The organism is Paenibacillus silvestris, from assembly GCF_009882985.1.
Lineage (GTDB): Bacteria > Bacillota > Bacilli > Paenibacillales > NBRC-103111 > Paenibacillus_E > Paenibacillus_E silvestris.
The window spans coordinates 749,911-768,649 of the sequence record NZ_WTUZ01000040.1 but is presented as its reverse complement, the minus strand read 5'-3'; the positions used below and the strand labels follow the sequence as shown (position 1 = coordinate 768,649).

Below are 18,739 nucleotides of genomic sequence, written 5' to 3'. Positions count from 1 at the left end.
ATGGTCACATGGAAAAAACTTGGAGGTGATCGCAATGATAAGAAAGACGCTCAGGAAATCGTGTTGTCTTGTGCTATGTTTTGTGCTGCTGTGGAGTATTTTGTTCATCTCGCCAACATTTGAACAATCTGCGGAAGCTGCAGCACCAAGCTTCTATGCAGGATTTGAAAGCAAAGAGGCTGTACAACCGAATTGGGAAGATGAAAGCGAAGCGAACAGTCAGGTGAGTCAAGCGGAATCCAAAATTTCCAGCGAATTGCACCAATCTGGTAAAAAAGCTTTGCTCTTTGCGGGTAAAACAACTGGCACTAAATCGGCTTATGCTTATAATAAAATGTTTGAAGTCAACATTCCTGTTAAATCCAATACCACGTTGTCCTATTGGATTTATCCTCAAAGCCGCACAACGTTGAACGGTACGGACCAAAATCATGGGAAGAACAGTACCTATGTGGCTGTAGATCTTGCTTTTGAAGATGGGACTTACCTGCACAGTTATCAAGCAGTAGACCAGCATGGGATTGTAATGAGCCCCGAAGAACAAGGCAAAGGCAATCAATTAGCGTTAGACACATGGAATTTTATTACTTCGAATGTTGGTTCAGCTGCAGCGGGGAAAACGATTAAACGCATCCTCGTTTCATACGAACAGAGTGGTCAAGCAGGGACATATCGCGGGTTTATCGATGACATTCAAATTAGAAACTCTGAATTCGATCCGTCAGTCTATGCCAATCCGTTGCTGGGATCACAAAACAATAAGCTGGATATCGTCGGCTTCGGCGGCAATCGGGGAAACACATTTCCTGGTGCGGTAGTGCCCTTCGGTATGATCCAATGGAGTCCAGACACTGGTTACAACGACCTTGGTTCTGGCAAATCGCCATTGGGCTCAGGCTATGATTATGATCGCAAATCAATCGCAGGATTCAGTCTGACGCATATCGACGGACCTGGCTGCGATATTGCGCAGAACATCCCTTTTCTACCTGTCGTAGGCAAAATGGGGAAATCTCCAGCCACGCATTTCGAGGACTATGCCTCCCCTTTTCAACGTGAAAATGAAATCGCAATTCCCGGTTATTATAGCGTTTTGTTGGATAAATACAACATAAGATCGGAGTTTACAGCAACGGAGAGAACGAGTATCGGCAGATTCACCTATCCGGCCTCCACGCAGGCGATGATGCTGATTAATACGGGTATTAACGGCACGGGTGTTAGGGATGCCAATATCCAAATTGATAAAAATAGCAGCATGGTCACCGGATATGTGAATGCTGGCGGATTTTGCGGCACCAAAGGGAGCGGCACGTTAGCTGAAAATACGAACAACTACACCGTCTATTTTGCTGCAGAGTTCAGTCAACCGTTCACAGAGGTAGGTACGTACAAAGGCTCTCAAATTACGAAAGATAAGGCATTCGAACAATCGGAAATTCCGGGCAACCGGAAGGTAGGCGGGTATGTCAGGTTTGATACTTCCGATCAAAAAGAGGTTTATGTCAAAGTTGCAATATCCTATACCGACATGGAGCATGCCAAGCTGAATTTGAAAACAGAGAATCCAGGCTGGAACTTCGAATCTGTCAAACAAACAGCGCAGGCCAAATGGAAAATGGCGCTCAGCAAGATTGAGGTCACTGGCGGGACTGAGAAGCATAAACGGATGCTTTACTCTTTTCTGTATCATTCTTTGATTCACCCGAACGTGTTCAGCGATGTCAACGGCGATTATAGAGGGTTTGATCAGAAGGTGTATAATACGGGTGGAAAATATACCCACTATTCGACTTTTTCCGGATGGGACGTATATCGAACACAGATGCAGTTAATCGGACTTCTGTATCCGGATATAGGCTCAGATATCGCGCAATCCTTCGTCGATGATGCGAAAAGCAGAAGCGGCTTTTTACCGAAGTGGAGTATTGCCAATTCTGAAACGAATGTGATGAATGGGGATCCCGCTTCGATTACAATCTCCAACATGTACGCATTCGGAGCAAGAAATTTTGATTTACAAGAAGCATTGAAGGTCTTGGACTTTCATGCATCGACGCCATCTAGCTTAAATGGACGATTTAATCTGGCTGACTATTTACAGCTGGGCTACATTCCCATTGAAAGAGGCGGATGGGTGACTGGATATATTCCGGAATATAATAATGCGGACTTTGCGATCGCTCAGTTTGCCAAAGCGTTAGGCGATGAGGAGAAATATAATACGTATTCGAACCGGTCGCAGAGCTGGAAGCTTTCGTTCAAAGACGGCTATCTTCAACCGCGACTGGCGAACGGAAATTTCGAAAGCAACTTTAATCCGGCTAGTGAGCATGGCTTCCAAGAAGCTAACTCAGCGCAATACACGTGGGTACTTCCTTTTGACTACAAGGGATTGTTTGAGAAAATGGGTGGTTTGGAGGCAGCAAGAACACGGCTCGATTTCTTTTTCCAGAAATTGAACGCTGGCTCGACAGAGCCGTACTCCTTTCTGGGTAACCAACCAAGCTATGGTATTCCTTGGGCTTACAACTTTGCCGGGCAGCCTTGGAAAACCCAGGAAATCGTGCGCAAGGGCATGTTTGAGCTGTTCCATGATGGACCTGCGGGTCTGATCGGCAACAATGATTTGGGAGCTGGCTCTGCGTGGTTTGTTTTGGCAGCACTCGGATTGTACCCTTCGATTCCAGGCATTGGCGGCTTTTCGATGCACGCCCCACTGTTCGAAGAAACAATCATTCATTTAAGCGATTGCAAACAAATCAGACTGATCGGTAATCAGGCATCGGAAGAAGCGAAATATATCCAGGATCTTAAACTGAACGGCCATAACTATGACAGCACCTGGCTGCCATATGATTACATCAAGGATGGTGCTGTTCTTGACTTTACCCTTGGCACAACGCCAAATACAAGCTGGGGCACGACTCCGCCAGATCCGCTAGCGCCGACTTCCACGGGAGATTTCGCCGCTCAAGTCGCAGTTGCTTGTACACATTACGCACCATTAAACAATACCGCTCAAAAGGCGCCAGATTCGAGCCATTCGGACGGTACACAGTCATTAGCTTCCGTCTTGAACACCAAAGTTGCGGCTACCGAAACTACTGCCGGATTTAGCAGCTTGGCACAGCAGTGGAAGCTTGTCCCAATGCCCAAATCAATCGCCAGGTACAAGGGGGTTTCTGGAAGATGACGAAACGACTTTTCAGTATTTGGCATGTTCTGATTTGCAGCTTATTGATGGTCTGCCTGCTTCCAATTGTAACTGTGCAAGCTGCCCCAGGAGATTTGATCAACGTCGCCCTAGCTAACAATATGACTGTTAAATTCAGCAAAGAAAACCAGCCGAGTGAAACAGCTGTGAAATTATTCGATAATAATGTCAATACGAAATGGCTTGCTGTACAAACAACGAATGTTTGGGTGCAGGCGCAATTCAATTTTGGGGACACGCAAGCGATTAGAAAGTATGCCATGGTGTCTGCCAACGATGCGCCGACAAGAGACCCGAAGAACTGGCGAATCGAAGGTTCGAATGATGGCACGAACTGGAACGTGCTGGATGAGCAAAGCAATCAATCCTTCAGCGCACGTTTACAAACAAAAGAGTATACGATTGCAGATGGCAAAGTAAATGAGTACGGCTATTACCGGTTATTCATTCTGACAAACAACGGTGAGTCGACGAATACGCAATTAGCAGACTGGAAATTGTATGCTGCGGAGCTTGATGACAATACTTCTGTTGCAACTGCTCTTACGGCGCTTGACTTGGGAGATACGACGGCTTTAACGAAAGGAGTCCTACTTCCAGCAACGTTTAGGAAAGGCACAACCATCGCATGGGAAAGTTCGAATCCTGGCGTACTCAGCAACACGGGGAAAATTGTGAAACGTCCGGATCTCGGCCAGCCGAATGCCCAGCTCACCCTGACTGCAACGGTGAAGAAAGGCTCTGCGTCGCAAACGAAGCAGTTTTCTGTGAATGTACTGGCGATGAGAGAATCCGATTATCAATATGAAGCGGGGATTGATTTTGATTCAGGCTTCGAATCGGAAGATGCCGCGCCAACGGACACAACAGGTCCGGCTAACACGTACAGAATATTGTCGTTAACGCAAAATATAGGTGAGTTTTGCTGCGGGATCGGCGGGATGGAATCCAAAAAAGGAGCTGGCGCGCACAATGGCGCTGCTGCTCTCCAGTTTTCTGGAAATGCTTTGAATGCTGATCAATCCACGGCCTACAATCAAATCTTCGATACGGAGATTCCCGTTAAGGCTTCGACTGCCTTATCTTACTGGGTGTTTCCGGAGAAGGAGTCCGATGTTCTGTCAACTTTGACTAGAACAACAAGCAAATACGTGGCACTTGATCTCTTGTTTACGGATGGCACTTATTTGCACGATTTGGGTGCTAAAGATCAGAATGGCATTGTCCTGCATCCGAATGCCCAAGGAAAAGGGGGTTTTGTCCTCGAAGATCAATGGAATATGATCACGACTAACATTGGAGAAGTAGCGAATGGGAAAGTCATTGATAAAATTTTGTTCGGATTTGATTCGAGCGGTACAGTGCAAGGGTTTTTCCGCGGTTCTGTTGATGATATCACCATTGATCACAATTCGACGGTTGGAGAAAGGGATACTCTCGCTGTTCATGCCGCGAAAGCAGCACTTAGCTTAGGCGATACGTCCGGGGTTTCACATGACTTGAATCTGCCTGTGCAAGGCGAGCAGCAAACCAGGATTACATGGGAGAGCTCGAATCCGCTTCTTATGAGCGATACGGGGCACATTGCAGCCAGACCTATTCAAGGTGAGCCCAGCGCTGAGTTGAAATTGACGGCTACACTCATCAAGGGTGACTCGATCACGACGAAGGTTTTCTTCATCAAAATACTTCCGATGGACGACGCAGAAGCGGTGGACTTGGATCAAATCGCACTTCAATTGGGAGATACGAGCGCTGTAGCTGATGATTTGATTCTGGCGACAAAAGGCACATTTCGATCGGCTATCACATGGCACTCATCCAATCCAGCTGTCATTGATGATGCCGGACATGTGTCTCGACCAGGCGCTGGTCAACCTAATGCTGTGGTGACATTAACAGCTACGATTACTAGTGGAGGAGTCTCGGTAGACAAACCGTTCACAATAACGGTAGTTGCTCAAGGAGATAGCGGGGATGTAGCCGCTGATAAGGCGGAGCTTGCGCTTAGCAGCAACAATACGGTGACCAGCAATGTGTACTTGCCAAGCATTGGACGATTCGGTTCGAAGATTAACTGGGTAAGCTCCAACTCTGCTGCACTAAGTGAAACCGGGCTAGTTACTCGGCCTGGAGTGGGGCAGCCGGATGCTAGTGTCTTGCTGACAGCCACATTGACCAAAGGTGCAAATAGCGCGGTTAAGGCATTTTCCTTTATGGTCAAGGCATTAAGTGCTGACGAGGAAAGCGTGATGTCGGCTGCAGCAGCGCTTCATTTGGGGAATACAAATTCAGTAGTGAACAATTTGCTTTTGCCGAGCAGTCTAGCTGGGATGCCCGAAGTGGTGATCACATGGTCAAGCTCAGATCCGGGCGTGATTGATTTCCATGGGAATGTCGTGCGCCCTTGCTACGGTGATCCGAATGTAACGGCCGTGCTGACGGCTAAGATTAGCAGGGGGACTTCAAGCATCACGAAATCTTTTAACATTACGGTCATTGCACTCGGTGACGTCGAAGAACCTTTAAATGACGATGCATCCTTAAGCGGCATCACAATTAACGGAGATTCATTGCCCGGGTTTAACACAAACACGCTGGCTTATACGATGGAACTGCCCCAAAGCGTAGTCGAAGTACCGACGGTTGCAGCAACAGCTGTAGATGGGAATGCAACGTTGGCAGTAACTCAGGCTGACAAATTGCCAGGCCAAGCGACTATCGTGGTGACAGCAGAAGACCGCTCCACACAGAAGACGTATACGATTGATTTTACAATAAAAGAAAGTCCTGCCGGAAACATCGCGTATTTATTCGGTGTTGATCAAGTCAATTCTGGTGCAGCTTTTGATCTTACTTATGATTTACACAGCGTGAGTCAAAATGTATATGCGCATGACTTGATTCTCACCTACGACACTGCAGCCGTGGAGTTTATCTCCGCAAAATCCAGACAAGATGATGTCTTGTTCGTAACTACGAAGGAAACACCAGGTCAAGTCCGTGTCCTTGCTGCAAGAATAGGAGCGGATAAAGATCCTCTTGCGAACGGCTTGATTAACCTGCAATGGAAAGCCAAAGCTTCTGCGTTACCTGTATCCACAGCTATCTCGCTGTCTAGTATCATTATTTCAGACGGTGATGGGGTCGAAGTCCATGTTGCTGGCGTTGTACATCCTATTCTAATCAACAGTGTAGACAAAGCCGGTCTCCATGAAATTATTGCGCAAGCTCAAGCAGCGCATGACGCCGCGGTAGAAGGCACAAGTGTCGGCCAATACCCGGTAGGTTCGAAGGCTGTTTTACAAGCCGCAATCGTTCTTGCCAAAGCTGTAGCCGATAACGCGGCAGCAAGTCAGAGCCAAGTGGATCAGGCTTCCGCCGAGTTGAATGCAGCGCTCCAAGTATTCCGGGCATCCGTGAATACGCAAACACCGGGTGACTTAAACGGAGATAATAACTTCAGTATTGGTGATTTGGCTATGATGGCAGCGTATTATGGCAAAACATCTGATGATCCGAACTGGCAGCTGTATAAGAAAGCAGATCTCACGAATGATGGGAAAATTGATATAGCTGACTTGGCGGTTGTAGCACGAATGATTCTAGGCCAATAATTAGTCTTGAGGTGGTGTCTCCGTGACATCACCTCTTTTTTTACCTGTCTAAAAATGGAATAGAAGCTGCTCGGTGATCACATCCTAAGGCTAGCTATATGACAATATCAGCGTAAACCATCATTAGAAGGGGGAGCATAGGTGAAATTAACATCCGAGCAGCGCATTACCTTGCATGGTTTTAATAATTTGACCAAATCGCTAAGTTTCAACATGTATGATATTTGCTTTACAAAAACCAAGGAAGAGCGTGAAGCCTACATCGCTTATATAGACCAGCAGTACAATGCAGACCGTTTGACGGCGATATTGAAGTCCGTAGCCGACATTATTGGTGCCCATGTGCTGAATATCTCCAAGCAAGATTACGATCCGCAGGGATCAAGTGTCACCATGTTGGTGTCGGAAGGTCCGATTGAGAAAGAGCCGAACGAATCCTTCGAGGAATCGCCGGGGCCGCTTCCGGAAGCCGTTGTCGCACATTTGAACACGAGTCACATCACCGTACATACTTATCCGGAATATCACCCTGACGAGGGGATTAGCACATTCCGGGCTGACATTGACGTATCCACTTGCGGAGAAATATCGCCGCTCAAAGCACTGAACTACCTGATTCGATCCTTCGACACCGACATTATGACAATGGATTATCGAGTAAGAGGCTTCACCCGCGATATCGTTGGGCACAAGTTATTCATTGACCATGAAATCAGTTCCATCCAGAACTACATTCCGACTGAAATCCAAGAGATGTACCAAATGATCGATGTGAACGTCTATCAGGAAAATATTTTCCATACGAAATGCAAGCTTCGAGAGTTTGATTTGAACAATTATTTGTTCGGCTACACCAAGGATTCACTCAGTAAGGAAGAGCAGCTGGAAATTGAGAAGAGCGTGAAGTGGGAGATGGACGAAATTTTTTACGGTAAAAATATGGTCTTTACTTGATCAGGCTATGAAAAACCGCTCATAGGGGGAATCTCCCGATATGAGCGGTTATTTTTTTAGCTAGTCTGGTTGAATCAGCTCGATTGCTTATTACCGATTTTAAACTGGATTAAAATCATTACGGCCACCAATATCGACATGCCAATAAGAGCAGGAGGAAAGCTGCCAGCATAATCATGGATTGATCCTACAAAAAAAGGACCCAGAGCAGCAATAATGTAGCCACCTGATTGTGTCATGGCCGATAACGCGCTTGCTTCCTCCGTATTGGACGTTTCTTCGATAGGCAGCATTAATGCCATTGGGAACAGTCCTCCTGCACCGATGCCAAGAAAAATACAGGTTAACCACGGGGTCACAGGAAGCTGGAGCATAATGAGGCCAATTAGCTCCATCACCGAGCAGCCAATTAGCCAGAGCATTCTGTGCTGAAAGTGGCTGACCAGAATTGGAAAGACGAAGCTGACTGGCATTTGGATGGCCGTAAACAAGGTCAAAATCATGCCTGCCGTTTGCTTCCCGTAGCCCATTTCCTGCACGATCGGGGCCATCCAGGCCGTAAGTGAGTAAAAGATGAAAGCCATCAACCCGAAAAAGCAAGTCAACAACCAAGAACGTTTATCCGATAACGGCAGCTTCAAACTAGTTGATTTGGGTAGGGTGTTGGAGCCGAGAGATTCAGATAGAGTAGGGGCTTTCCGGACAGGTCTCCACCAGAAGAAAATGGCAATAAATGCCAGAAAAGACCAAGATGAGACGGAAGCCTGCCAGGAATGGTTAAACAAGGTCTGCAGAGGCACTGAGAAAGCAGATCCAAGCGCGGCACCGAGTACAAGTGCCATGGAATAGACCCCGACGATCGCTGAAGGGTTAGCAAAATTTCCTTTGATAAACCCGGACAACAAAGGCCCGATTATGGCAACCCCGATGCCGGCCAGGATGGCAGTCACGAGCATCAACCATTCAGAGTTAACCCAATATCTCGCGGCAGTAGCAAGGCCAATGAGTAGAAGACAATAGGCAATCGTCCTCTCAATGCTCCATCGATTGCCTAATTTGACGGCTGCAGGAGCAAAGAATCCCATACAGAGTACGGGCAGGGAGGTCAATAGACTAGCGCTGGAGCCGCTCATGCCAAGCGCATCCTGAATCGTTCGAAGTAGTGGAGAGACCGAAGTGATTACTGGACGTAAATTAAGTGAAGCGAGAAATAGGGCAGTGATCAGAAATGCAAAACGCATGATTCGTCATCTCCATAATTCTTTAAAGGTTGATCAACTTAGCCTACTACATGAATGCAACGCTAAAGACCATCTCATTATTATGCATTTAGGCAAAGTGTAATATGTGTTAATAGAGATAGGACGAGTTTTTTGATTATGCTATAGAGTATGCTAAGCTTTATAGATAGGCAAAAAAATCCCAGAGGAGGGTGATCTTTGAACGAGAAGGATTGCATCATGCTGCAGTATCTTGCAGAGGAACAGAGCCTGACGAAAGCGGCGGAACGTCTTTACATCACGCAACCCGCGCTATCCTATAGGATTCAGCAGTTAGAGAAAGACTTCGGGGTGTCCATCATCGTGAAATCCTCGAAGGGGACCAGGCTTACCCCAGAAGGAAAATACCTCGTTTCTTACGCGAAGAAGACGCTAATAGAATTGAACAAAATGAAGGATCACATTCTTAGCTTGCGAAATGAGGTCAAAGGGACATTAAGACTGGGAGTTGCCAGTTACTATGGGCTATATAAGCTTCCGCCGATGCTCAAAATGTTCAAAGAGCTTTGCCCAGACGTGCAGTTCAATGTGACCTCCGCTTTAAGCCCGGAAATTCTGGAGCTGCTTCACCAGGAAGAGATCCATGTAGGTGTCATTAGAGGAGATTACCCGTGGTTTGATGCCAGATGTCTCCTGCATGACGAGCATATTTATATCATTTCCAAAGATGATATGGATTTAGATAACCTTCCGAACTTGCCTCATATCTACTATAAAGAACCTAGAATTAAAACAATGAGTTCCATGCAGTCACCCTTCAGCGAAACAATTCAAGCCTGGTGGCATGAACGGTACAGCTCGCCGCCTACGATTACAATGTGGGTAGATTCCTATGAAACTTGCAAAGAAATGGTGAAGCAGGGGCTTGGCTACTCGATTGTTCCTGGTGTTTTTGTCACACCGCAGGATGGACTGAAAACGGTAGATCTGGTTCGGAAAAGTGGAGAGCCCATAAAACGAAACACATGGATGATTTACCGGGAATCTACGCTAGAACTTGCGATTGTTGATAGATTCGTGCAGTTTATGAAAAGCCAATATGTTTAAGCAAAATACAGTGCCACTTGGCAGTGTATTTTTTTTGCGTGAATCGAATAGGTCATGGAGATCACACGGTTACAATGCTGCTATAAAAAATTTTAAGGGGTTGGCCAAAAAACAATCGATTGTACTTATATATTTGAAGTCGATAAAATAATATTCATTATGTTACATAATTATTCATTCACGGGGATCTGACAGGGGGAGTACAAGATGCAAGAAAATTTAGAAGTAATCAAGAGTAAACAACAGATTGAACAAGCTGTAGATTCACTTGACGAGCAGCTGCGCCATATATCTATGCAAATTCATACGAATCCGGAACTCAGCTTTCATGAGCATAAAGCGAAGACGTGGTTGGTTGAACCTTTGCTAGAAGCAGGATTCGAGGTAGAGCAAGGAATTGCAGGCCTTGAAACTTCGTTTCGCGCTACTTGGGAAGGACAAGCTGGAGGTCCTACGATTGCCCTCTTAGCCGAGTATGACGCGCTTCCTGCGATTGGCCATGCATGTGGTCATAACTTGATTGGGACTGCATCCGTAGGTGCCGCGCTGGCCTTGAAGGAAGCGCATCCGAATCTGCCAGGAAAAATCGTTGTTTTAGGAACACCTGCGGAAGAAGAAGGCGGCGGTAAAATCATCATGTGCAGCGAAGGGATCTTCGATGGCATCGACGCTGTGATGATGTGCCATCCGCAGAATAAAACGATGGTTCTCCGCGGAGCTCTGGCTTGTGTGGATGCGACATTCACCTTTCATGGCAAGCAAGCACATGCTTCGTCCTCGCCAGAGAAAGGAATCAGTGCGCTGGATGCACTAATCAATGCCTTCGTGGCGATCAACTCGATCCGTCAGTTTGTGAAAGAAGATGTGAGAATTCATGGCATTATCACCAAAGGCGGAGATGCTCCGAATGTCGTACCGGAGTTGTGCGAAGCCGTGTTCATTTTACGGGCGTCTACGGTCGAAGAACTGGAAATTGTCAGAGAAAAAGTATACCGGGCCGTTCGCAGCTCGGCAGAAGGCGTAGGGGCTACCGTTGATATTACGGAAGGGTTAATTTATGCGGAGCGGAACAACAATAAAGCCTTGGCTCAATTGTTTCAAAACAATCTGGAGCAGATGGGCATCGAAGTATCCGAACCGCCACTTAAAGGAGGCGTTGGCTCTTCCGATATCGGGAATGTTAGTCAGATGACGGCAACGATTCACCCGTATATTCGACTTGGAGATGCCACGACGCATACGCCGGAGTTCGCTCAGCTGGCTGGCTCGGAAGAGGGCATGATTGAACTGAATCGAGCAGCCAAGGCGTTAGCCCTTACCGCGTATGATTTATGTATCGACAAGACGGCGATGCAGCGAGTGCGCAGCGAGTTTACACGTTGGAAGCAAAATAGAGAGGGGGTAACGGGCAGTGAATAGTACAGCAAAAGACAGTTCTCGCAAATGGTTTAAAATGCCTCATACCTTTGTCATCTTATTCATCCTTGTTTTCGTTGCAGCAGCACTAACGTATACCATTCCTTCAGGGAAATTTGAACGTGTAAAAGACCAAGCGACTGGAAAATCCTTACTCGTAACAGGGTCGTATCATCAGGTAGATTCTAATCCCGTTAGTCTGGTTGAAATACCAAAAGCAATCGTCCACGGATTGGTGTCTTCAGCAGATGTCGTTTTCTTTATTTTCATCATCGGCGGGGCGTTTCAAATCATTTCGTCGACAGGCACGATTGAGGCGGTTACCTCCAGAGTGGCAAAAACATTTGCCAATAAAGGCAGGTGGGTGATTCCAATCTTCATTACCCTGTTCTCTGTTGGCGGCTTTACCATGGGGATGTCCACCGAAGTTATGGTCTTCGTACCCATCGGGATCGCAATTGCCCGTGCGCTCGGCTTCGATGCTTTGACAGGTACGGCGATGATATCCTTGGGAGCTTCTTGCGGCTTTACAGCTGGGATCTTGAACCCGTTCAATGTGGGTTTAGCTCAAGCTATCGCGCAAGTTCCGTTGTTCTCAGGGGCGTGGCTGCGAGTTATTTTACTGATTTGCTTAATTACAGTGACAAGTCTTTATTTGATTCGATATGCAGGCAAAGTAAGAAAAGATCCGACCAAAGGGCTTGTCTATGATTTGGAGCAATCTGTATCGAGTGAGAAAGTCGACTTTTCCAAGCTGCCTACCATCCAACTCAAGCACTACCTTACCATTGCTGCCGTGATCATAGGCTTCGGTCTCGTGATTTGGGGCGTTTCGAAAAAAGGCTGGTGGATGGAGGAGCTTGGTGCGTTATTCTTGACCATGGGGATTGTCTCCGGCTTTTGCGCAGGTTATGGTCCAAGTCGTATCGCCAGCGAATTCGTCAAAGGGGCTAGCAGCATTACATACGGCGCGTTCATCATCGGTATTGCAAGAGGCATCATGGTCGTGCTGGAACAAGGAAATGTCATCGACAGCATCGTGAATGGCTTATCTATTCTGGTGGGTGACTTGCCAAGTTCGATTCAAGTGCTGGGGATGTACGCTTTTCAAAATATTATGAACGTCTTCATCACCTCGGGAACAGGAATGGCTGTTACAACCATGCCAATCATGACACCATTGTCTGATTTGCTAGGCGTTACGAGACAAACTTCCGTACTGGCCTTCCAACTAGGTGATGGCATTACGAACATGATTCTTCCTACCTCTTCAGCTCTGATGGGCAGCTTGGCGGTATCGGGGATTGCTTATCAGAAGTGGGTGAGATTTTTCTGGCCTTTGATGTGTATGTGGCTGATTATTGGGGCTGTATTTATCATCGTGGCGAATGTGATTAAGTATACGTGAGTTAAAAGATATGGGAGATATGGGACTTTTCTTTGGAGAAAAGTTTCATATCTTTTTTTGTGAATTAAGATGGACATATTCCGCTGGATAGGGGAACTACAGGTCACTATTTCCATGAAAAAGCGCATATTCCGCAGGTAGGGGAACTACGATCCGTTATTACGCTGCATACACCTAAAAAAAGTCGCATGGAGGAAAAATAAGTCCCTGTAGTTCCGCTGAGAGCGGAAATCGTTTGTTTTCCTCGAAATAGTGGACTCTAGTTCCCTCTGAGTAAAGCTTTAGCCGGATTCCGATTAGTCGTACGAGATTTCTTCTGAAGAGGTATGCTAAACTAAAAGTGGATTAATACCAAAATAAACCAAGTGTCATAGGGGGAAAGACTTATGTCTAATAAGGATATTGAGTATTACATGAAATTAAATTATACATATAAATTCCGTTTTATTGCTAACGATCCTAGCTACCCGGAAGGTTATTATTATGGGGGGTTCGAAGAGCTACAAGGTTGTAAGACGGATGGAAAGACGGTCGAAGAGTTTCTCACAGATTTAGAAGTAGTCAAACGAATGTGGATTGAAGTTAAGCTAGAATATGGCGAGCCGATTCCGGAGCCGGAAAATTGATTTGATTGAGTTTCTAATAGTTGGAATTGAAAGAGGTGTTACCCTATGACAACGAACAACATTGTGAATAGATTATCAAAAGAAAAATCGCCCTATTTGCTTCAACATCAGTACAACCCAGTTGATTGGTTTCCTTGGGGGGAAGAAGCTTTTGAGAAAGCGAAGCAAGAAAATAAGCCAGTCTTCCTATCTATTGGTTACTCGACTTGCCATTGGTGCCACGTGATGGCACACGAATCCTTCGAAGATCAGACCATAGCCGATATGCTGAATAAAGACTTCATCTCAATCAAAGTAGACCGTGAAGAACGCCCAGACATCGATCATATCTACATGGCGGTGTGCCAAGCAATGACCGGACAAGGCGGTTGGCCGCTCACCGTGTTCTTGACGCCAGAGAAGAAACCTTTCTTCGCAGGAACATATTTCCCACGCAGCCGCAAATACAATCGAGCTGGGATGGTGGAAGTGGTCGCGCAACTTGCAGGAAAATGGCGGGAAGACGCCGATCGAGTCCGCGAAGTCGGAGAACAGATCATTCAAGAGACAACAAATCGATTGTTGGAGCATCAATCTGGTGGCGAATTAACAGAAGAGTCGCTTCACGAAGCGTTCCGTTTATATGAAAGCACATTCGACCCTGAGTTCGGGGGATTCGGAAGTGCACCGAAATTTCCAACCTCGCACAATTTATCATTCTTACTCAGATACTATAAGAAAACAGGGAATGAACGAGCCCTCGAAATGGTCGAAAAAACGCTGGATGCTATGCATCGCGGGGGCATGTACGATCACATTGGATTTGGTTTTTCAAGGTATTCGGTTGATTCCGAGTGGCTGGTTCCGCATTTCGAGAAGATGCTGTATGATAATGCGCTTTTGCTTATGACCTATACGGAAGCTTATCAAGTTACTGGCAAAGCCAAGTATGCGGATGTAGCGGAGCAGATCATCACCTACATACGGAGGGACATGACCGATGTTGGAGGAGCATTCTATTCGGCAGAGGATGCGGATTCCGAAGGCGAAGAGGGCAAGTTCTACGTATGGACACCTGACGAAGTAGAACTTGTGCTTGGCATAGACGAGGGCGACCTCTTCTCCGAGTTGTTTGATATTACGGAGTCGGGTAACTTCGAAGGGCATAATATTCCCAACTTGATTCAAACGACGCTCGCTTCTGTTGCCAAGCGGAAGCAGATCCCTCTGGATCAGCTGAAGCAGCGGATGGAGGAAGACCGCGCCAAGCTCTTCGAGCATCGCGAGAAGCGCATCCACCCGGGCAAAGACGACAAGATTCTGACCGCGTGGAACGGTCTGATGGTAGCTGCGCTGTCCAAGGCTGCCCGCGCCTTGGACAAACCTGCTTACGCGGAGGCTGCCGCGAAAGCAGCGGACTTCCTGCTTCGCGAGCTGCGCCGCGAAGATGGGCGCTTGCTCGCCCGCTACCGCGACGGCGAGGCCGCTTTTCCAGGCTACGTGGACGACTACGCGTTCCTCGTTTGGGGACTGATCGAGCTGTACGAGACCACGTTCGAGCTGCGCTATCTCCGTGAAGCAGTCCAGCTGAACGCAGAGATGCTTCGTCTCTTCGGCGACGAAGAGAAGGGCGGGCTCTTCTTCTACGGCAGCGATGCCGAACAGCTGCTCACCCGCCCCAAAGAGATTTACGACGGCGCGATGCCGTCGGGCAACGCCGCAGCCGCGCTGAACATGCAGCGGCTGGCAAGGCTGACCTACGACGCAAAGCTGTCGCAGGCCGCAGATGAGCAGCTCCAGGCCTTCGCCGGCGCTGTCGCGTCTTACCCGCCGGGCCATGCGCTCATGCTGGCCGCGCTCGATTTCGCTTACAGCGAAGCTAGCGAAATCGTCATCGCCGGCGACCCGGCGAAGCCGGAGACACAGAACATGCTGCGCACCGTACAGCGGCAGTTCCTGCCGAATGCGCTGCTGATCCTTCACCCTCCCGGTGAAGAGGGGGAAGAAGTCCGCAAGCTTATTCCGCTTGTACAGGACAAAATGCCACTGGGAGGACGTGCGACAGCCTATGTGTGTCACAACTTTGCCTGTCAAGCGCCGACTCAGGATCTCGAAGACCTCGAAAATCTTTCCAACATTCGATGATAATAATTATCATTATTGGTTACAATAGCAATAGAAAGAAAAAAGAGGTCCGAAAGGACCTCCACATGCTTTCATTTCTAAGTTGAGTAGATCTTTATTAAACCTTAGGTTCAAACGTTTTGCAGTCTGTTTCTTCGGAATTGCGAGCCTGATTGCTGCCGTGGTGGCTCACGACATAAATCGAGGACGCGTTGCATTTATTGCCATTTGCCCAGTTTTTGCAGGAATTCACTTCGCAAAGTACATCTTTTGCCATTGTCTATTCACCTCCTTTACTTCATAGGGTGGGGTAAAAAGGCAAGTTTTTATACATGACTGGGCATGAAAATGGAAAAAAGTATGAGGTACAGGATTCACCTTTCGTCAGATTGCCTTCATATACTTGGAGTAGAGACCCTACTATCAAGAAGGTGAAACTATGGCTGAGAAGGAATTTCTGCAGTGTGTCAGGTGCAAGTATGTTGCTGAGAAAGAGGAAAGATATTGTATTAAATGCGGGGCTCCGCTCAAAAACCGCTGTACAAGGGAAAAAACGTTACTCCACAAAGGCTGCTCTAAGGTGAATAAGTCGGATGCCAAGTATTGCGCGGACTGTGGAACGGCAACGATATTTAACGAATGGAATCTGCTATGAACCTTTAGAAGCGATACTCAAAAGAACTATGATCCGCTATTTTGACGATTTCTCAGGCAAAACATACCTCGGAGACCCAATAAGGTCCTGTAGTTCCGCTAATAGTGGAAAAACTCGATTTTCCTCCGAATAGCGGACTCCAGTTCCCTCAAAATTAGGCCTCGTTTGACAGCCGACGTGTTACCGGGCACCGCGCGCCAGGAGGCGCACGCAGTGCTGGATTTTCACTAGCGCAGTCTTGTGTGAAAATTGTGCCGCCGGAAATAGGCATCTAGAGTAAGCAAAAAGCACTGTCAGGAATATACCTGACAGTGCTTTTTGCTTTACATGTTTCACTTATTCTGCAAAATCATCGTCCATAGCTCCGACGGATCATAGCCAAGTCGCCAGGCCGCGACACCAGCGATGTCATACTTTTTCGCGACATCCAAACGGGCCTTGACGGTAGCCATATCTTCTAACCAGAACACATAAGTGAAGCCGTCTTCTTGGTATTCCACGCGATACTGCCCGTAAGTGGTATCCCATGTTTGTTTAACCGTTTTGGAAGCTAGCAAAGCTGGAATATCCTTCATCAGCACAGTCCGATTACCCTGCAAGGCGCCGGCTGTGTCTAGTTTCCATTCCCTCACATAATAAGGGATGCCGAGGATGATTTTGTCCCGGGCGATGCCATAAGATAGGAATTCTTGGATCCCACCGTCTGTCCAGGGAAGACCGGCAACGGAACCAGCGGAGGTACTCCCGCGATAGAACTGGTCATAGGCCATGATGACGATGTAATCGACTATGCCGCCGAGCTTCTCATGGTCAAAAGCGGAAAGATGATTCCATTTGACGCTGCCACGCGGGAGATCAATGGAAATAACCAAGCCGAGTGAGTGCGCGTAAGTTGTTAACTTGGTTATGAAAGCTGTGAATGCATTGCGATCTGAGCCTGCAAGGCTTTCGAAGTCGACGTTAATACCTGGAACACCAAGCTGTACGGAACGATCGACTAATGCTTTAATGAATTTATCCTGAGCAGCACTATTGGCTAGGAATTGCGTAGTTAAGCTGGCATTGAATTGATTGCTGACAAGAGGGTACACGGTATGACCGCTCTTTTGCAGCCACTCAACTGTTTCGGGATTAGAGCTGTCTTTAAGATTACCAGAAGCGTCTGCCAGCTCGAAATAGCTTGGTGAATCAACATCGAGCCCAATTGTGTTCGTGACCTGAGATTTAATCACATCGCCACCGGATTGGCCGTTCCATCCCCACACCTGCAGCTTCTTGAAATTATCCCACAATATGCGGTGTTCAAGTGATTGTATGGAGCTGTTGTTGTACTGTACGCTGTAGTTCAGCGCGTCAGGAAGACTTGTGTACTCCCCAATAAGAGCGGCGTTCTGGAACACTTGGTAAGCGGCATAGTTGTTCCAAATTTTGCGGCCATCCATGAATATAGCTGCGTGTCCCCATAATTTTGCATAGTCGATGGCTGCATCTAATGAAGTGAAATCCTGAAGGAAAGCATCGTTCTGGTATACTTTGTAGGATTTAAGATTACTGTATACTGTTTTTTTGGAGTTTTTATTCACGACGGTCGAGTTGCCCCATTTCAGGGCTTCTTTGACCGCATCTTCTAGCGAAGCGAATTCCCAGTTGTCAGCTGAAAATGTTCCTTGATAGACTTTGTAAATAGGATCTCCGGCGCGCAGGGATGTCTTATCGTCACTAGAGATGTTGTCCCAGACCCAACCTCGGCTATTTAAATCAATGATATGGGCATTGCCCCATTTCTTCGCTTCGGCAATGGCTTCATTCAGCGTTTGAAATCTCCAAGAATCTTGGGTAATTTCATTTTGATAGACTTGATAATGAGCGTAGTTATCCCACACCCAGCCCGTAGATGTTAGATCGCGAACGCTGGCGTTGGACCATTTTTTTGCTTCAGCAATAGCAGCATCTAGGGTAGAGAATTGCCATTCAGGAAGTGTAGCGTCTAATTGATAAACCTGATAACGAGGGAAGTTGTTCCACAGCCACTTGCGTGTGCCGATTTCCTCCACATAACTATTGGAAAAGCCTTTGGCAAAAGCTTCAGCTTGTTTATAATTAGCAAATTCCATAAGCACTTGATTATACTGATAAACGCGGTATTTCGTTGTTTTGTCGGTAGTTCCGTTTGGAGCTCCTGCTGCTTGTACAGCTTGTGGAATCGTCATGGATAACAAAAGGGTACTTGTCAGCAGCCATTTTCCAACTTTCATAAATCACGCCTCTTTCTCTTAATCTACTTAATAAGACGTACGGAATGATAGATTGGTTGCGCTAAAAAAGGTAGAAATACATGGGGGAAACAAGGCGATGTTGGACGATGGAACAACTTTCGAGTAACATGAGGTATACATAGTCATTATCGTGATCAGAA

General features: G+C 46.9%; 12 protein-coding genes. 9 read left to right on the top strand and 3 right to left on the bottom strand.

Annotated elements, in window-relative coordinates; all coding sequences use genetic code 11:
• Window positions 1-34: 34 nt before the first annotated feature.
• The 3 genes from GQF01_RS35500 (at window position 35) to speD (ending at window position 7,788) form a co-directional block, all read left to right on the top strand.
• Window positions 35-3,196, top strand: a complete 3,162-nt coding sequence (locus GQF01_RS35500) for a GH92 family glycosyl hydrolase (RefSeq protein ID WP_161412021.1) — start codon at window positions 35-37, stop codon at window positions 3,194-3,196.
• Window positions 3,193-6,834 (top strand): immunoglobulin-like domain-containing protein, encoded by a 3,642-nt coding sequence (locus GQF01_RS35495; RefSeq protein WP_161412020.1) that lies wholly within the window; start codon window positions 3,193-3,195, stop codon window positions 6,832-6,834. The genes GQF01_RS35500 and GQF01_RS35495 overlap by 4 nt, the downstream gene beginning before the upstream one ends.
• A gap of 141 nt (window positions 6,835-6,975) precedes the next feature.
• Entirely contained in the window at window positions 6,976-7,788 is an 813-nt protein-coding gene (speD, locus tag GQF01_RS35490; RefSeq protein ID WP_161412019.1) for an adenosylmethionine decarboxylase, read from the top strand.
• Between the two features lie 74 nt (window positions 7,789-7,862).
• On the opposite strand, the gene GQF01_RS35485 is transcribed toward speD, so the two are convergent.
• Window positions 7,863-9,029 (bottom strand): MFS transporter, encoded by a 1,167-nt coding sequence (locus GQF01_RS35485; protein ID WP_202556837.1) that lies wholly within the window; start codon window positions 9,027-9,029, stop codon window positions 7,863-7,865.
• Between the two features lie 198 nt (window positions 9,030-9,227).
• On the opposite strand from GQF01_RS35485, the gene GQF01_RS35480 reads away from it, so the two are divergent.
• The 5 genes from GQF01_RS35480 to GQF01_RS35460 all read left to right on the top strand — a co-directional run bounded on the left by GQF01_RS35480 (window position 9,228) and on the right by GQF01_RS35460 (window position 15,689).
• A complete protein-coding gene (locus tag GQF01_RS35480) occupies window positions 9,228-10,115 on the top strand; it encodes a LysR family transcriptional regulator (RefSeq protein WP_161412018.1) in 888 nt (295 codons plus the stop codon).
• Between the two features lie 207 nt (window positions 10,116-10,322).
• Entirely contained in the window at window positions 10,323-11,534 is a 1,212-nt protein-coding gene (locus GQF01_RS35475; RefSeq protein ID WP_161412017.1) for a M20 family metallopeptidase, read from the top strand.
• Complete coding sequence (locus tag GQF01_RS35470) at window positions 11,527-12,939, top strand: YfcC family protein (protein WP_328803599.1); 1,413 nt, start codon at window positions 11,527-11,529, stop codon at window positions 12,937-12,939. Before GQF01_RS35475 ends, GQF01_RS35470 begins: the two co-directional genes overlap by 8 nt.
• Before the next feature lie 386 nt (window positions 12,940-13,325).
• Window positions 13,326-13,565 carry a type II toxin-antitoxin system HicB family antitoxin gene (locus tag GQF01_RS35465; RefSeq protein WP_161412016.1) on the top strand — a complete coding sequence of 80 codons (240 nt, stop codon included), beginning with the start codon at window positions 13,326-13,328 and terminating at the stop codon, window positions 13,563-13,565.
• A 45-nt stretch (window positions 13,566-13,610) separates the two neighbouring features.
• On the top strand, window positions 13,611-15,689 hold the full coding sequence (locus tag GQF01_RS35460) for a thioredoxin domain-containing protein (protein WP_161412015.1): 2,079 nt from the start codon (window positions 13,611-13,613) through the stop codon (window positions 15,687-15,689).
• A gap of 97 nt (window positions 15,690-15,786) precedes the next feature.
• Here GQF01_RS35460 and GQF01_RS35455 read toward each other — a convergent pair whose 3' ends face one another.
• Window positions 15,787-15,945, bottom strand: coding sequence for a DUF1540 domain-containing protein (locus GQF01_RS35455; RefSeq protein WP_157324647.1), 159 nt, complete (start codon window positions 15,943-15,945; stop codon window positions 15,787-15,789).
• Window positions 15,946-16,107: 162 nt separating this feature from the next.
• Between GQF01_RS35455 and GQF01_RS37130 the strand changes: the two genes are divergently transcribed.
• On the top strand, window positions 16,108-16,323 hold the full coding sequence (locus tag GQF01_RS37130) for a double zinc ribbon domain-containing protein (protein WP_407945445.1): 216 nt from the start codon (window positions 16,108-16,110) through the stop codon (window positions 16,321-16,323).
• Between the two features lie 332 nt (window positions 16,324-16,655).
• On the opposite strand, the gene GQF01_RS35450 is transcribed toward GQF01_RS37130, so the two are convergent.
• Window positions 16,656-18,578, bottom strand: a complete 1,923-nt coding sequence (locus GQF01_RS35450; RefSeq protein WP_161412014.1) for a glycosyl hydrolase family 18 protein — start codon at window positions 18,576-18,578, stop codon at window positions 16,656-16,658.
• Window positions 18,579-18,739: the final 161 nt, after the last annotated feature.

Coding starts and splice junctions, on each gene's coding strand:
- GQF01_RS37130 (WP_407945445.1), top strand. CDS start 16,108: ATGGCTGAGAAGGAATTTCTGCAGTGTGTCAGGTGCAAGTATGTTGCT.
- GQF01_RS35455 (WP_157324647.1), bottom strand. CDS start 15,945: ATGGCAAAAGATGTACTTTGCGAAGTGAATTCCTGCAAAAACTGGGCA.
- GQF01_RS35460 (WP_161412015.1), top strand. CDS start 13,611: ATGACAACGAACAACATTGTGAATAGATTATCAAAAGAAAAATCGCCC.
- GQF01_RS35465 (WP_161412016.1), top strand. CDS start 13,326: ATGTCTAATAAGGATATTGAGTATTACATGAAATTAAATTATACATAT.
- GQF01_RS35495 (WP_161412020.1), top strand. CDS start 3,193: ATGACGAAACGACTTTTCAGTATTTGGCATGTTCTGATTTGCAGCTTA.
- GQF01_RS35500 (WP_161412021.1), top strand. CDS start 35: ATGATAAGAAAGACGCTCAGGAAATCGTGTTGTCTTGTGCTATGTTTT.
- GQF01_RS35485 (WP_202556837.1), bottom strand. CDS start 9,029: ATGCGTTTTGCATTTCTGATCACTGCCCTATTTCTCGCTTCACTTAAT.
- GQF01_RS35475 (WP_161412017.1), top strand. CDS start 10,323: ATGCAAGAAAATTTAGAAGTAATCAAGAGTAAACAACAGATTGAACAA.
- GQF01_RS35450 (WP_161412014.1), bottom strand. CDS start 18,578: ATGAAAGTTGGAAAATGGCTGCTGACAAGTACCCTTTTGTTATCCATG.